This window comes from Gordonia sp. UBA7860, assembly GCF_002500165.1.
GTDB classification, from domain to species: Bacteria; Actinomycetota; Actinomycetes; order Mycobacteriales; family Mycobacteriaceae; genus Gordonia; species Gordonia sputi.
The window spans coordinates 1-14829 of the sequence record NZ_DLSO01000094.1 but is presented as its reverse complement, the minus strand read 5'-3'; the positions used below and the strand labels follow the sequence as shown (position 1 = coordinate 14829).

General features: G+C 66.0%; 14 protein-coding genes and 1 pseudogene. 8 read left to right on the top strand and 7 right to left on the bottom strand.

Annotated elements, in window-relative coordinates; all coding sequences use genetic code 11:
* Positions 1-210 (bottom strand): hypothetical protein (locus B3T59_RS12375; protein ID WP_287003609.1); only part of this gene is annotated, 210 nt, incomplete at its 3' end.
* 224 nt (positions 211-434) lie between these two features.
* On the opposite strand from B3T59_RS12375, the gene B3T59_RS12370 reads away from it, so the two are divergent.
* Positions 435-1910, top strand: coding sequence for a DUF2252 domain-containing protein (locus tag B3T59_RS12370; RefSeq protein WP_287003607.1), 1476 nt, complete (start codon positions 435-437; stop codon positions 1908-1910).
* Positions 1911-1917: 7 nt separating this feature from the next.
* Here B3T59_RS12370 and B3T59_RS12365 read toward each other — a convergent pair whose 3' ends face one another.
* The 3 genes from B3T59_RS12365 to B3T59_RS12355 form a co-directional block, all read right to left on the bottom strand.
* A complete protein-coding gene (locus B3T59_RS12365; protein WP_005206013.1) occupies positions 1918-2406 on the bottom strand; it encodes a beta-class carbonic anhydrase in 489 nt (162 codons plus the stop codon).
* Positions 2407-2492: 86 nt separating this feature from the next.
* The gene (locus tag B3T59_RS12360) at positions 2493-3278 is read right to left on the bottom strand and encodes an isocitrate lyase/PEP mutase family protein (protein WP_005206015.1); all 786 of its coding nucleotides are present in this window, start codon (positions 3276-3278) and stop codon (positions 2493-2495) included.
* Positions 3256-4287 (bottom strand): ABC transporter substrate-binding protein, encoded by a 1032-nt coding sequence (locus B3T59_RS12355; RefSeq protein ID WP_372495550.1) that lies wholly within the window; start codon positions 4285-4287, stop codon positions 3256-3258. The genes B3T59_RS12360 and B3T59_RS12355 overlap by 23 nt, the downstream gene beginning before the upstream one ends.
* A gap of 296 nt (positions 4288-4583) precedes the next feature.
* Between B3T59_RS12355 and ctaD the strand changes: the two genes are divergently transcribed.
* From ctaD to B3T59_RS12335, 4 genes and pseudogenes are all read left to right on the top strand, one after another.
* On the top strand, positions 4584-6362 hold the full coding sequence (gene ctaD / locus B3T59_RS12350; RefSeq protein WP_005205346.1) for a cytochrome c oxidase subunit I: 1779 nt from the start codon (positions 4584-4586) through the stop codon (positions 6360-6362).
* Positions 6363-6384: 22 nt separating this feature from the next.
* Entirely contained in the window at positions 6385-7608 is a 1224-nt protein-coding gene (serB, locus tag B3T59_RS12345; RefSeq protein WP_287003603.1) for a phosphoserine phosphatase SerB, read from the top strand.
* Positions 7605-8354 carry a peptidyl-tRNA hydrolase gene (locus tag B3T59_RS12340; protein ID WP_251723166.1) on the top strand — a complete coding sequence of 250 codons (750 nt, stop codon included), beginning with the start codon at positions 7605-7607 and terminating at the stop codon, positions 8352-8354. Before serB ends, B3T59_RS12340 begins: the two co-directional genes overlap by 4 nt.
* Positions 8351-8814: pseudogene (locus B3T59_RS12335) on the top strand (cupin domain-containing protein). Before B3T59_RS12340 ends, B3T59_RS12335 begins: the two are co-directional and overlap by 4 nt.
* A 7-nt stretch (positions 8815-8821) precedes the next feature.
* On the opposite strand, the gene B3T59_RS12330 reads toward B3T59_RS12335, so the two are convergent.
* Entirely contained in the window at positions 8822-9796 is a 975-nt protein-coding gene (locus B3T59_RS12330; protein ID WP_064863090.1) for a metal-dependent hydrolase, read from the bottom strand.
* 98 nt (positions 9797-9894) lie between these two features.
* On the bottom strand, positions 9895-10893 hold the full coding sequence (locus B3T59_RS12325; RefSeq protein ID WP_064863089.1) for an LLM class flavin-dependent oxidoreductase: 999 nt from the start codon (positions 10891-10893) through the stop codon (positions 9895-9897).
* A 132-nt stretch (positions 10894-11025) separates the two neighbouring features.
* On the opposite strand from B3T59_RS12325, the gene B3T59_RS12320 reads away from it, so the two are divergent.
* Positions 11026-11874, top strand: coding sequence for an ABC transporter ATP-binding protein (locus B3T59_RS12320; RefSeq protein ID WP_064863088.1), 849 nt, complete (start codon positions 11026-11028; stop codon positions 11872-11874).
* A 121-nt stretch (positions 11875-11995) separates the two neighbouring features.
* Entirely contained in the window at positions 11996-12826 is an 831-nt protein-coding gene (locus B3T59_RS12315) for an NUDIX hydrolase (protein WP_064863087.1), read from the top strand.
* A gap of 33 nt (positions 12827-12859) precedes the next feature.
* On the opposite strand, the gene ligD is transcribed toward B3T59_RS12315, so the two are convergent.
* Entirely contained in the window at positions 12860-13876 is a 1017-nt protein-coding gene (gene ligD, locus B3T59_RS12310) for a non-homologous end-joining DNA ligase (RefSeq protein WP_064863086.1), read from the bottom strand.
* A 77-nt stretch (positions 13877-13953) separates the two neighbouring features.
* On the opposite strand from ligD, the gene B3T59_RS12305 reads away from it, so the two are divergent.
* Positions 13954-14742, top strand: a complete 789-nt coding sequence (locus B3T59_RS12305) for an enoyl-CoA hydratase/isomerase family protein (RefSeq protein WP_287003599.1) — start codon at positions 13954-13956, stop codon at positions 14740-14742.
* Positions 14743-14829: the final 87 nt, after the last annotated feature.

Below are 14829 nucleotides of genomic sequence, written 5' to 3'. Positions count from 1 at the left end.
CAGCGTGATCGCGGCGACGAGCTCGCGGCGCCCGGTCGCTGCGATCATTCCGATGTCGCGTCGAAAACGCTTACCTGCCAACAATTGTCCGAGTTCGTCCGGCAGGTTCGCATCGTTGTCGAGCCAGATGGCCATACCGATGCCCGGTCGCCACAGCGTGTGCCAGCCCGGCGCCTGCGGCGCGCTACGTGTTGTCGGCGTGATCGACATTCAGTATCAGCATGGAGCGGACGCGTGGCGAAGACGCGGCAGGGTGGTCGAGACGGCAGGGTGGTCGAGATGGCAGGGTTTCGAGACGGCGGGGTTTTCGGGCAGGTCGGAGCATCCATCTGGAACGGCGGACATGGTTCGAGATTAACTCTCGACCACGACACGGCGTGGTCGAGAGTGGTCGAAGCTGCGCGAGGTGACGTCTCACGCGCCACACTGGTTGCATGACCTCTCCGACGGATGCAGCCGACGCTTCCATGCAGGAGTCCGGATCGCCCGGCGCCGACTCGCCGCACTTTCCCTCCCAACCCACCACCGCGAGCGGGCCGGTAACGCAGTCGGCGGCGCTGGCGGCCGGACCGACAGAGTACGCCTCTACAGAGGGCTCGAAGGGTAAGGCGGCGCGCAAGAAGGTGCCGAGGACGTCGCTGGGGGAGTGGGACCCGTCCAGACGCGGGCACGACGCGTTGGAAACCATCTTGTCGCAGAACGAGATTCGCGATCAACGACTGCTCCCCATCCGGCATGGGCGGATGGCGGCGTCGCCGTGGACCTATTACCGGGGAGCCGCCGCCGTCATGGCGGCCGATCTCGCGTCGCGACCGAACACCGACATTCACGTCCAGATGTGTGGCGACGCCCACGTGCTGAACTTCGGGATGTGGAACACGCCCGAGCGGACACTGGCCTTTGATCTCCGTGACTTCGACGAGACGCTCCCAGGGCCGTTCGAATGGGACCTGCTGCGCTTTGTCGCGAGTCTTGTCGTCCTCGCCCGTGACAACGGTATCGACGAGCAGGCGGCAGTCAAGGCGGTTCGCGCAGGATTCACCGGCTACCGCGAGTCGATCGCCACCTACGCGAGTTGGCCGATCCTCGACGTGTGGTCGGCAAAGGTCTCCGCAGACGACCTGGTGGGATACCTGGCACCGGACGAGGGGGCACAGCTGGACAAGTACCTCACCAAACGCGCCGAGAAACGAACCAACAGGGGAGCGTCGAAGAAGTTCACCCACCTCGTCGACGGCAGACGGACCATCATCGAGGACCCGCCGTACCGCACGCACGGGCTGGGGCAGATCGACGATGTACTCAACGACGTCCTGGTGGGCTACTACGGCTCGATCCGGGAGAACATCGCGGCGTTGCTGCGTCGCTTCGATCTCGTCGACGTCGTGCAGCAGGTGGTGGGCGTCGGGAGCGTCGGAATGCGTGTCTATCTCACCCTCAGCGAGGAGCACCAGACCGGTGACCCGCTGTTCTTCCAGATCAAACAGGCCGCGCCGTCGGTGTACGAGAAGTTCCTCGGCCCCAGCGTGTATCCCAATCACGGACAGCGTGTGGTCAACGGGCAACGGCTGATCCAGAGCGCGTCGGACAGCTTCCTCGGATGGTCGACGATCCGCGAATGGGATTTCTACGTCAGGCAGTTCCGTGACGGGAAGGTCATTCCAGACGGCAAATCGGTTGCGCCACGGCTCGCGACCTTCGCCACCGCATGCGGTCACGTTCTCGCTCGTGCCCATGCCCGCAGCGGTGACGCCAGGGCGATCGACGAGTACTTCGGCAAGTCGGACAAGACCCAGGAATCCGTGGTCGGTTTCGCCCAGGCGTATGCCGATCAGACCGAGCGGGACCACGCCCAACTGGTCGCCGCAATTGATGACGGGACCGTCGAATCGGCGCCCGGCTGGCCGTGAGTGGCCGTCAGCTCACCTCTGTGAGCCGCCCGGTCGCGACGTCGAAGACGAATCCTCGCAGTGAACTCGTCTTGGTGATGAACGGGCTGTTCCGGATGCGCGCGAGTGACTGCCGGACATCCTCCTCGACGTCGGGGAACGATTCGGCAGCCCACTCGGGCTTCTGACCGATCTCATTCTGGATCTCGCGTTTGAACTCGTCGTCGGTGAACGTCAGCATGCCGCAGTCGGTGTGGTGGATGAGGATGATCTCGGTGGTACCGAGCAGCCGCTGACTGATGGTCAGCGAACGGATCTCGTCGTCGGTGACGACGCCTCCCGCGTTGCGGATGACGTGTGCCTCACCCTCGTTGATGCCGAGCGCGCGGTAGACGTCGAGGCGTGCGTCCATGCACGCGACGACGGCGACATGCTTGCTCGGCGGCAGGGGCAGCGGGCCGCTGAACGTTGCGGCGTAGGCGTCGTTGTTGGCCAGGTACTCGTCGGTGACAGTCATGGGTCGACCCTTGTCGACGCTGCCCACCGGCGGGAACACTTGCGATCAGTCTGGGTCGATCTCGGTCGGGAATGCGAGCGCGGCGTTCACTGCCACGCGTGCAACAGTTCGACGGCGCGTTCGGCGAGGTTGGCCTGCCAGAATGGCCCGAAACTGATGCGTCCGACGCCGAGCTCGGCGAAGTGCGCCCGTCCGGAATCGGCTGCCGGGTTACCGATCGCGTTGACCGGAAGCGGGAGTTCGGCGGTGAGCGTGCGGTAGACGTCGTCGGTGTGGCGGCCGACGGGATACAAACAACTCGCGCCGGCGTCGGCGCACAGTTGCAGGCGTGCCACTGCGCGTTCGACGCGGTCGGACTCGTCGCCATCGGCGCGGAGGAACAGGTCGGTGCGGGCGTTGATCACCACGGGAACTCCGGCGGCGACGGAGGCCGCCCGCAACTCCCCGATGAGCGCGGCGTGCTCGGAGGCGCTGCGCAGACGCCCACCTTCGGAGTGCACGGTGTCCTCGATGTTGAGCCCGACGGCGCCCACCGAGAGCAGCCCCTCGATCAGCCGGGACGCGCTTTCGCCATACCCCGATTCGACGTCGACCGACACCGGGAGGGCAGTGGCCCCGGTGATCTGCTGGACTCGGGTCAGGAGGTCGTCGAACGTCATACCCTCGTTGTCGGACTTGCCGATCGAGTCGGCGACGGGATGACTGCCCACGGTCAGGCCGGAGAATCCCGCGTCGGCGGCGATCGTCGCCGACCACGCGTCCCAGACGGTGGGAAGCACGACGGGACTGCCGGGTTGGTGCAGCGCGAGCAGAGCCTGCGCCTTGGCGGCCAGAGCGTCGGGTGAGGAGTCAGTAGCTTCCGGAGTTGCCATTGAGTGAACCTTTCACGTCGTTCAGCACTAGCCACGCGGCGGCAAGTCCCGAAGTGCGATACCACACGTCGTCGTCCACGATGAGGACCCGTTTCCAGGTCGGCGCACCCATATCCAGCCAGCGGTCGCTGAGGAGGACCTCTTTGCCGTGTGCGAGACCTGCCGAACCCTCGAAGGAAACATAGATCAGATCGGCGTCGGCGTCCTTGAAGTTCTTGTCGGTGACGACGGTGGTGCCTGCAGAGCGTTGTGACGCCGGCCGCTGCACCCCGACGGTCGAGAGGATCTGACCCGCGAAGCTGTCGGTTCCCGCGATCACTTCGGAGTTGTTGCCGAATCGGACCAACGACACCTGGGAGTGGGCGGCGTCCATACGTTTGCCGGTCTTGCGTGCTTCCGTGTCGAACTCGTCGAGCAGGCGCGGTCCCTGCGACGCCCTGTCGAGTGCGTCGGCGACCTCGGTGAACTGTGTGCGCCAGTCGCCCGACTCGATGGTGGCCACCCTGGTGGACCCGAATGCCTTGGCGGCCGTCGCGGTGTCGGGCGTGGTCAGTACGACGTCGGGTGCTGCGGCGCCGATGGCCGCGGCGTCGGGCGAGGTGCCGATCGTGGGTACCGACGTCAGCTGTGGACCGAGGTAAGCGGGAATGCTGTTGGGCGCAGACGTCACCGCGACGACTTTCGAGCCGATGCCCAGTGCGCAAATCGCGTCGAGGAGCGACGGATCGGTGACCACGATGCGGTCGACGTCCGACTGGGGTTCATCCGACGCCGTCGGAGCGAGGCAGGTCTTGCTGTAATCGCGGTCGGGTGAGACCACGTTGACGTCGGCGATGCGCGTCGTCGAGGTGCTGATGGTCTTGCCGTCGGGCGTGGTCAAGGCCGTGTTGTCGTCGGAGCATCCCGACAAGCCCATCGCGAGCGCACCCGCGATGACGAGGGCGCCGAGGTGGACGCTGACCTTGCGCGTGCGACCTCTACTGACCGCGCTTTGCTTCCCGCCTGACACGCAGATCAACCTAGCACCGCCGCGCGGCCGTCTTTGGTGGCAGACCGTGGAGGTTTGCGTGACGTCTCTGCAGGGACTGGAATTGACCGCGCGACACGTCGTGTCGGCGGCCGAATATGGGCACTGACATGCCCTTTTCGGCTGTACCGGAGAATTTGTACGACAGATCGTAGGACCCACTCGGCCCAGCCGGGGCGAAGGGGCTACGATCGGTAACCAGCGCTCGGTGTGTCATTGCCAGCGGTAGTTTTTCGTTCGTTGCCGTCCCGAGCTCACGGTCGGTTAGAGGAGGATCTGTGACCGCGGTAGACCAGCCCACAACCCAGGTTGTGCCAGCGCGCCCGTACCCTGCGCGCTATCAGCCCAAGGGTTCTTTCATCTACAAGCTGATCACCACGACCGATCACAAGTTGATCGGCATGATGTACATCACCGCCTGCTTCGCGTTCTTCCTGATCGGTGGCCTGATGGCGCTGCTCATGCGCGCCGAGTTGGCTCATCCGGGCATGCAGTTCCTGTCGACGGAGCAGTTCAACCAGCTCTTCACGATGCACGGCACCGTGATGCTCCTGATGTACGCGACACCGATCGTCATCGGCTTCGCCAACTTCGTCCTTCCGCTGCAGATCGGTTCGCCCGACGTCGCGTTCCCGCGTCTGAACGCGTTCGGCTTCTGGCTGTTCGTGTTCGGGTCGACCGTCGCGATCGGTGGCTTCCTGACCCCCGGCGGTGCCGCCGACTTCGGCTGGACCGCCTACACGCCGCTGACCGACGCGGTGCACTCGCCCGGCGTCGGCGCCGACCTGTGGATCATGGGTCTCGGCGTGTCGGGTCTCGGCACCATCCTCGGTGCGGTCAACATGGTCACGACCGTCGTCTGTCTGCGTGCCCCCGGCATGACGATGTTCCGCATGCCGATCTTCACCTGGAACATCCTGGTGACCAGCGTCCTGATCCTGCTGATCTTCCCGCTGCTGACCGCTGCGCTGCTCGGCCTCGAGGTCGATCGACAGTTCGGCGCGCATCTCTACGACCCCGCCAACGGTGGTGTGATCCTCTGGCAGCACCTCTTCTGGTTCTTCGGACACCCCGAGGTGTATGTCATCGCGCTGCCGTTCTTCGGCATCGTGTCGGAGGTGTTCCCTGTCTTCAGCCGTAAGCCGATCTTCGGTTACTCCGGTCTGGTGTACGCAACGCTGGCCATCGCTGCACTGTCGGTGGCTGTGTGGGCGCACCACATGTACGTGACGGGCGCGGTTCTGCTGCCGTTCTTCTCCTTCATGACGTTCCTGATCGCGGTGCCGACCGGTGTGAAGTTCTTCAACTGGATAGGCACGATGTGGAAGGGAAACATCACGTTCGAGACGCCGATGCTCTTCTCTGTCGGCTTCATCGTGACGTTCCTCTTCGGTGGTCTCACCGGCGTCCTGCTGGCCAGCCCGCCGCTGGACTTCCACCTCTCCGACAGCTACTTCGTCGTCGCGCACTTCCACTACGTGTTGTTCGGCACGATCGTGTTCGCCACCTACGCGGGAATCTACTTCTGGTTCCCCAAGATGACCGGACGCATGCTCGACGAGCGCCTGGGCAAGTGGCACTTCTGGCTGACCTTCATCGGTTTCCACACAACCTTCTTGGTCCAGCACTGGCTGGGCAACGAGGGCATGCCGCGCCGCTACGCCGACTACCTCCCGTCCGATGGATTCACCCGCCTGAACGAGATCTCGACTGTCGGTGCGTTCATCCTTGGTTTGTCGACGCTGCCGTTCTTGTGGAACGTCTTCAAGAGCTACCGCTACGGCGAGGTCGTGACCGTCGACGATCCGTGGGGCTTCGGCAACTCGCTCGAGTGGGCGACCAGTTGCCCGCCGCCGCGCCACAACTTCACCGAGCTTCCCCGCATTCGCTCCGAGCGTCCTGCGTTCGAACTGCACTACCCGCACATGGTCGATCGAATGCGTGAAGAAGCGCACGTCGGTGGCGGCCACGGGCATGAGAGCAGGGTGGCCGAGGATGTGCGTCGCGATCCGCTGACCACCGGCAGCCACGAGGCATCCGGCGACCGCGACCGCTGATCGCGGTCCTCACATCGCCTCGATGGAGCAATCCACACCGGTCCTGATCACGGTCACCGGCCCGGACAAGCCGGGCGTCACCTCGGTCCTCATGGGCGCACTCGCGGCGCAGCAGGTGAGCCTGCTCGACGTCGAGCAGGTCGTCATCAACGACCGCCTGACCCTCGGCGTGATGGTCTCGGTCGACACCGACCCCGAAGAAGTTCAGGACATCGTCGAGCAGGCGATGGGGTCGATCGGCATGGACGTGATCGTCGAGGTCGGCGGCACGCCTGCCGGCCACCGTCCGTCGACTCACGCGGTGGTGTTGCTCGGCAGTCCGGTGACGGCCAAGGCTTTCCGCGCGGTCGCAGCCGAACTGGCAGGCCAGGGCGGCAACATCGACTCGATCCGGGGCGTCGCCGACTACCCGGTGACCGGACTCGAATTGATGGTCAGCGTCGGTGGACGCAACAGCGTCGCAGCCGACGCCGACCTCCGCAAGGGTCTGGCAGGCGTGGCGGCCAAGCACGGGGTCGACATCGCGATCGAGCGGGGCGGACTCGCACGCCGCGCCAAGCGGCTAGTGGTCTTCGACGTCGACTCGACGCTCATCCAGGGCGAGGTCATCGAGATGCTCGCCGCACACGCGGGTCGCGAGGCCGAGGTCGCCGCGGTGACCGAGGCCGCGATGCGTGGCGAACTCGACTTCGCCGAATCGCTCCGTGAACGCGTCGCGGCGCTCGAGGGTCTCGATGCGCGGGTTCTCGACGAGGTTGCCGGATCGCTGCAACTGACTCCTGGCGCGCGCACCACGATCCGCACGCTGCACCGCCTCGGATACCGCTGTGGTGTGGTGTCCGGTGGGTTCCGACAGGTGATCGACGGTCTCGCGCACGACCTCGAACTCGACTTCGTCCGTGCCAACACCCTCGAAGTCGTCGACGGCCGCCTGACAGGTCGGGTCATCGGAGAAATCATCGACCGGCCCGGTAAAGCGCGTGCGCTGCGCGCGTTCGCCGACCAGGTCGGCGTGCCGATGGAACAGACGATCGCCGTCGGCGACGGGGCCAACGACATCGACATGCTCTCGGTCGCGGGCCTCGGGATCGCCTTCAACGCCAAACCCGCGCTTCGTGAGGTCGCCGACGCCGCGCTCAACCACCCGTTCCTCGATGCGGTGCTGTTCATCCTCGGCGTGACCCGCGATGAGATCGAGGCCGCCGACGCCGCGGACGGAACGTTGCGGCGCGTCCCGTCGCCATGACGTCTGCGGAGTCCGGCGTCGATCCCCTCGACGAGGCCTATCGACGTCTCGTCGACTATGTCGGCGGCGCCGATGATCCCGTTGACCCCGCCGACGTGCTCGCGATGCAGATGGTGTTGCGGATCGAGAAGTCCGACCCGCCCGACCGCACCGAGTTGCTCACCGCGGCAGCGCGGTCGGTCGCGTTGCTCTGTCTCGATGACCGATCCGGTGCAGACGGCCCGTGGTCTGAGCCGATGACGGCGTGGTGCGATGCGCGCATCCGCAAGATTGCTCGCCGTGCACGAGGGACGCATTGGCTTGCGGCACAAGAGGTGTGGGGTGTCACGGCCACTGAGGGTGACGCCCAGGCGCGGGCGTTCGTTCCCGGACGGGTCGGCGACGTCGACCGTCGTATCTCTCGTCTGCAGATCGGCGGCACCGACGTCGACGGGTCGTTGCCGTCGACGCCTGTTGGAGCGGGCGTATGTCTCTGGGTGAATCCCGACCTCGAGATGACCGTCGGCAAGCTCGCAGCGCAGGTCGGCCACGGGGCGATGCTCGCCGTCAAGCTTCTCAACGAGCCGTCGGCTCGTGCATGGCGTGACGCCGGGTGTCCACTGTCGGTGTGCCTCGCCGATCGAGATCGGTGGAAGAGACTGCTCGCCGCCGATGCTCAGCAGCGGGCCGTCGCCGTGCGCGACGCAGGTTTCACCGAGATCGCGCCCGGGTCCGTCACCGTGATTGCGGAGGTGGTCGACAAGTGAGCGAGGCGTCACGACTACCCGAGTGGGCACGTTCACTGGACCTGCAGCCCCACCCCGAGGGTGGTTGGTATCGCGAGACCTGGCGTAGCGGCGTCGAGATTCCTTGTGAAGCACTGCTTTTCGGATATGAGGGCACCCGCGTGGCTGCGACTGCGATCTACTTCGTGTTGCTTCCGGGCGAGCAGTCGTCGTGGCATACGGTGCGCGGTGCGGAGATGTGGCTCTTCCATCGCGGGGCCCCGGTGGAACTCGACCTCGGCGGTGAAGGGGAGGAGCCGAACGACGTCGAGACCGGGTCGTCGGCCCCGACGTGGGCTCGGGGCAGCGTCCGCAAGCCCTTGTCCCGCCTGGGCATTGGCAACGCGCGCGTGCAGTCGGCGACGAGGCGTCGCTCGTCAGTTGCGTCGTCGCGCCGGGGTTCGACTTCGCGGATTTCGCGCTACTCGAACCGCGCCGTTAAGGGCGGTTCACGCCGTGGACGCCGCGTCGACGGCGTTGCCCTGGCCGTCGGGCACGCGCTTGGCGATCTCGCCGACGCCGACCGAGTACCAGCGCGCGGCCGCTCGTGGGTCCTCGTCGTAGCGTCGAAACCAGCGAGCTGCGAAGTCGGGGAGTCGCTCGTAGAGAGGATCGTGGTCGGGTGCCTGTGACCGCACGAGTCCGACGAACATCTCGATCATCTCGCGCAGCGGTACCTCGGCGTAGGTCGTGTCGTACTCCGCGTGTGTCCGATTGAACCGCCACACGGCGGCCATCGACCGTAACGTGACCCCTGCCGGGACCAGGTCGGCGAACTCGCCGCCCTCACCGACAGGTACGTGCTCACGAAAGCCGTCGCCGACGATCTTCAGCATCTCGTTCAAGTGCTTGACCACTCCCGCGATGGTCTTGAGCCGGTAGGGATAACTGTCGTGGACGGCGTCGTACACCCTCAGTGCCGAGCTCCGATGCTCCATCTCCTCGACGAAGTGCCAAATGAAGAGGGAGGAAATGCGCTCATCACCGGGTTCGAACAGCTTGTCGTCGTGGTCGAGGAACACGCGGAAGTAGGGCGTGAAGGTCGCCTCGACCACCGCGGCGTAGGCCAGACGCCAGGCGAGTGGCTTTGTCGCGAGCAACCGGTCGTAGGAGGCGACGACCTCGTCCATCGTGTGTTTGAGTCCGGGCCACCGACGGATGAGGGCTCGCAGGTGGGCCAGGTGCGCCGCCGTGTGCTGGCCCTCCTGCTTGATGTAGTCGGTTGCTTCGTCGACCATCTCCGGATCGCGCATCAGCGGCAGCGCTTCGCGTGTCGACTGCACTATCAGCTTCTCGAAGCCGGGCGCGAAGAACGACACGACGTTGCACTGCATCGCGAAGGCGGGTCGCTGTGGGTGCCAGTTGAACGGGATGTCGTCGCCGGCGAGGTCGAACTTGACTCTGCGGACCTTGAGGTCGGACATCCTGACTCCTCATCGCCTGCCGGGCCCGACTCGGCCTCGGCGTGATGAGGTTGATCATACATAGAACGACGGTGTGTATGACCAAAACGCTCGATCGATCACACCGGCTGCGTGGAGGGCTGCACCGCGGGAGCGAGGTGACCGAGCGTGCTCAGCCACACGTCGCGGTCGGGAGCGATCGACGCGACGATGAGTTCGTCGGCGTTGGCGTGCCCGGCGAACCAGTCGAGATAGTCGCGGACCTCCGCGGGGGTGCCGACGCCCGCATAGGTCAGCATCGAGTCGATCTGCCCGCCCTGTGGCATCTCGAGGATCGCGTCGGCTTCGTCGTCGGTGAACTGCCGGCCACCGCGACCGAGGAGTGCGGTCACTCGTTGGCGCTTGGCCTGGCGGAGCTGCGCTGCAGCGACATCCGGATCGTCGTCGGCGATCACGCAGACGCCCGCGATGACATACGGTTCGGCGAGTGCCTCGGATGGCTGGAATTGGTCACGGTAGAGCGCGACGGCTTCTTCGAGTGCCTGCGGAGCGAAGTGCGACGCGAAGGCATAGGGCACTCCGAGCGCGGCAGCGAGTTGTGCACCGAACAACGACGAACCGAGGATGTAGAGCGGGACGTCGGTGCCTGCACCGGGTGTCGCGCCGACTCCTGGAATGCGCGATTCGCCGCGCAGATAGCCCTGGAGTTCGAGGACGTCGGATGGGAAGCGGTCGGCCGACGCCATGTCACGACGCAGCGCGGTGAAGGTCTGCTGGTCGCTGCCGGGGGCTCGACCGAGACCCAGATCGATGCGGCCGGGGTGTAGTTCGGCAAGGGTGCCGTACTGCTCGGCGATCGTCAGCGGCGCGTGGTTGGGGAGCATCACGCCCCCTGCGCCGAGGCGGATTGTCGAGGTGTGTGCCGCGACATGTGCGATGAGAACGGCAGGTGCCGACGACGCTATCGAGCGCATGTTGTGGTGTTCTGCGTACCAGATTCGCCGGTAGCCCCAGAGCTCGGCTTTGGTGGCCATTTCTGTTGAGGCGGCCAGGGATTGGGCGACGGTTTCGTTGCGACCGACCTGGGCGAGATCGAGGATGGAGAGATCAACGGGCATACCTAGGGCAAGGAGCGCGGCGTCGAAGGTATTCCCGTTCCGGGGCCGTTTCGGTGTGGGCGAACACGTCGACAAAAACGTCGATGCGAAGTGTCGCGTCCGGGCATCCGGGAGGCCGCCCGGTAGGGCACGATGGGACGGGTGAGTGACACTGCATCCTCGGACCCGGACCTGCTCGTCGATTTTCGTGACGTCACACTCGTGCGCGGTGGCAAGACGCTTGTCGGGCCGATCACGTGGCAGGTCGAGCTCGACGAGCGTTGGGTGATCATCGGCCCCAACGGTGCGGGCAAGACGTCGTTGTTGCGCATGGCCGCCGCCGAACTGCATCCGACGTCGGGCACCGCGTATCTGCTCAACGAGGAGCTCGGCCGAGTCGAGGTGCGCGAGTTGTCGACGCGCATCGGAGTGAGCAGTCCCGGCCTCGCGGATAGGGTTCCCGACGACGAGGTCGTCAGCGACGTCGTGATCTCGGCGGGCTATTCGGTGATCGGTCGGTGGCGTGAGGACTACGACGACGTCGATCGCGCGCAGGCCGTCGAATCGCTGGAGTCGATGGGCGCTGAGCATCTCGCCGACCGGAGATTCGGCACGCTGTCGGAGGGCGAGCGTAAGCGAGTGCTGATTGCTCGCGCGTTGATGACCGACCCCGAGCTGCTGCTCCTCGACGAGCCCGCCGCGGGCCTCGACCTCGGCGGTCGTGAGGAACTCGTCGACCGGCTGTCGATTCTCGCGCAGGACCCCGACGCGCCCGCCACCGTGCTCATCACCCACCACGTCGAGGAGATTCCGCCCGGCTTCACCCACGCGATGCTGCTCTCCGAAGGCGGCGTCGTCGCGCAGGGCCTCCTCGGCGACGTGCTGACGAGCAAGAACCTCTCCGACACCTTCCGTCAGCAGATCACGCTGACCAAGGACGGCTCCCGCTTCTTCGCGCGTCGTTCGCGTCGTGCCGGATCCCATCGACGGGCCGCCGGGTAGCAGCGATAGTGTCGATTCGGTGACGCGGACCACAGGTGGTGGCCCACGTAGGAGTTGGCCATACCCGGTCGGCCCATACCGGTCGGCCCACATACCAGTCGGCACAGAGCAGGAGATCGACATGACCGATACAGACGCCGCGACAGCCCATGCGGAGACGGTCGCGCCGTTGCGCGACGCCGCGACGGTCGTGCTGGCGCGCGACGCTGACGGCGGCATCGAGGTCTTTCTGCAGCGTCGGGTCAAGCAGATGGCGTTCGCCGGTGGGATGACGGTCTTTCCCGGTGGCGGCGTCGACCCGCGTGATGCCGACGCCGATCTCGCGTGGACCGGCCCCGACGCGGCCTGGTGGGCACAGCAGTTGGGCACCACGGAAGAGCTCGCCCAGGCCCTCGTCTGTGCTGCGGTTCGCGAGACGTTCGAGGAGTGCGGTGTGCTGCTCGCGTCGCGGCCCGATGGGTCGTTCGCCGACCCGGCGACGCTGCGCGACGAACGCGGCAAGCTGGTCGACAAGACGATCTCGTTTGCCGAGTTCCTCCGCGCCCACGACCTCACGCTGCGCGCCGACCTATTGCGTCCGCTCGCGCACTGGATCACGCCGAAGAACGAGAAGCGACGTTACGACACCCGCTTCTTCCTCGCGGCCATGCCCGAGGGGCAGATTGCCGACGACGCGACGTCGGAGGCCGACGTCGCGCGGTGGGCCGGCGCGGCCGACGCTCTCGCGGCCTGGTCTGAGGGCAAGCACTTCCTCCTGCCGCCGACCTGGTCTCAGCTGACCGAGGTCGCCCGGTTCGACACCGTCGACGAGCTGCTGGCCGCCGAGCGCACGATCGAGGCGATCGAACCGGAGGTGAGCGCTGGGCATGGGCTGAGCGGCTTGAGCTTCTCCGGTTCCGACGCATACATGGCGACGCTCGCCGACCAGCCCATCCCTGACATCACGCTCTGAGGGCCCCTGCCTGAACCCGCTGCGTGCGGGTCTTCAGCGGTCGAGGTCGACGACGTCCGGGTCGTCGGTGCCGGTCCCCGCTCGATCGGTCTCTCCTCGATCGGCCTCGTCTCGGTCGGCCCACTCCAGCAGGGTGTCGATGCGGTAGGCGACGTCGTCGATCTCCGCGTGCAGGTCGCCGAGTTCGGCGAAGCGCGCGGGCATTGTCACGATGGTGAAGTCGTCGGGCGCGACGGCGTCTACCTCCGACCACAGGATCGGCGCCGAGACCGTTGCGCGCGGATTGCCTCGTACCGAGTACGCCGCGGCCATCGTGTGGTCACGCGTGTTCTGGTTGTAGTCGACGAACAGAGCGGCGGGGTCGCGGTCCTTACGCCACCATGTCGTGGTGACCTCGTCAGGTGCTCGACGCTCCACCTCGCGCGCGAAAGCCAATGCGGCGCGGCGTAATTGGTTGAAGCTCCACTCAGGTTGGATTCGTACGTAGATGTGCATGCCGCGTCCGCCGGACGTCTTGGGGAAGCCGCGCACACCGAGTTCGTCGAGCACCTCGTGCGCGACGTGCGCGACCCGCTGCACGCGATCAAAGGTGCACTCTGGCATCGGGTCGAGGTCGATGCGCCATTCATCGGGCAGCTCGGGATCCGAGCAGCGCGAGTTCCACGGATGGAACTCGACCGTCGACATCTGCACCGCCCAGATGACGCTGCCCAGTTCGGTCACACAGAGCTCGTCGGCGGTACGACCGAAGCGCGGAAAGTAGATCTCAGTGGTCTTCAGCCAGTCCGGGGCGCCCGCGGGCACGCGCTTCTGGTGGACCTTCTTGCCGTCGACCCCCTTGGGAAATCTGTGCAACATGCACGGCCGGTTGCGCAGCGCCCGCACGATGCCGTCGCCGACCGACATGTAGTAGTCGGCGAGGTCGCGTTTGGTCTCGCCGCGCTCAGAGAAGTAGATCCGGTCTGGACTCGAGAGTCGGATCGTCCGTTCACCGACGGACAGTTCGACGGGTTCGCCGGCCGACGACTTCGAGGACGGCGAAGATGCCATGAACCAACTGTATGTCGTCGGGTGTCTGCGGTGGCCCACATCACGGCTGGGCGTCGCTGGACGGTAGCCTTCGACACATGCCTGAGTTCGTGACTCTCAAGACCTCTGACGACCATCCAGGAGTGGGAACGATCCTGCTCAACCGTCCGCCGATGAACGCGCTGAACCGGCAGGTCCAGACCGAGTTGGAGGCGGCGGCGCGCGAGGCGACCGACCGTTCCGACATCAAGGCCGTCGTCGTCTACGGCGGACCCAAGGTACTGGCGGCAGGCGCCGACATCAAAGAGATGACCGACATGACGTTCGCCGAGATGTCGAAGGTGGCCGGTCGCCTGCAGCGTGCGCTCGGATCGATCTCCGAGATCCCCAAGCCGACCGTCGCCGCGATCACCGGATACGCACTCGGTGGCGGACTCGAGGTGGCGCTCGGCGCCGACCGTCGTATCGCGGGCGACAATGCCAAGCTCGGCGTGCCCGAGGCGTTGCTCGGTGTGATTCCCGGAGGCGGCGGCACTCAGCGGCTGGCGCGTCTCGTCGGCCCCGCCAAGGCCAAGGACATGATCTTCACGGGCCGCTTCGTCGGGGCGGAGGAAGCGCTGAGGATCGGTCTGGTCGACGAGGTCGTCGCACCCGACGAGGTCTACAACGCCGCACTCGCATGGGCCGGGCAGTTCCGCAACGCCGCGAGCTTGGCGCTGGCTGCAGCAAAGAAGTCGGTCGACCAGGGACTCGGCGTCGACCTGGAGACCGGTTTGAAGATCGAGGAACAGCAGTTCGCGTCGCTCTTTGCCACCGACGATCGCAAGATCGGTATGGATTCGTTCATCGCCAACGGACCGGGCAAGGCACAGTTCACCGGGAAGTGACCACGGATCTTCCTCCCGACGGCGGGGAGGGTTCAACGGCAACGTGTCGTTACCGGCGGGGGGGGGGCCCCCCCGCCGGCCCCCCCC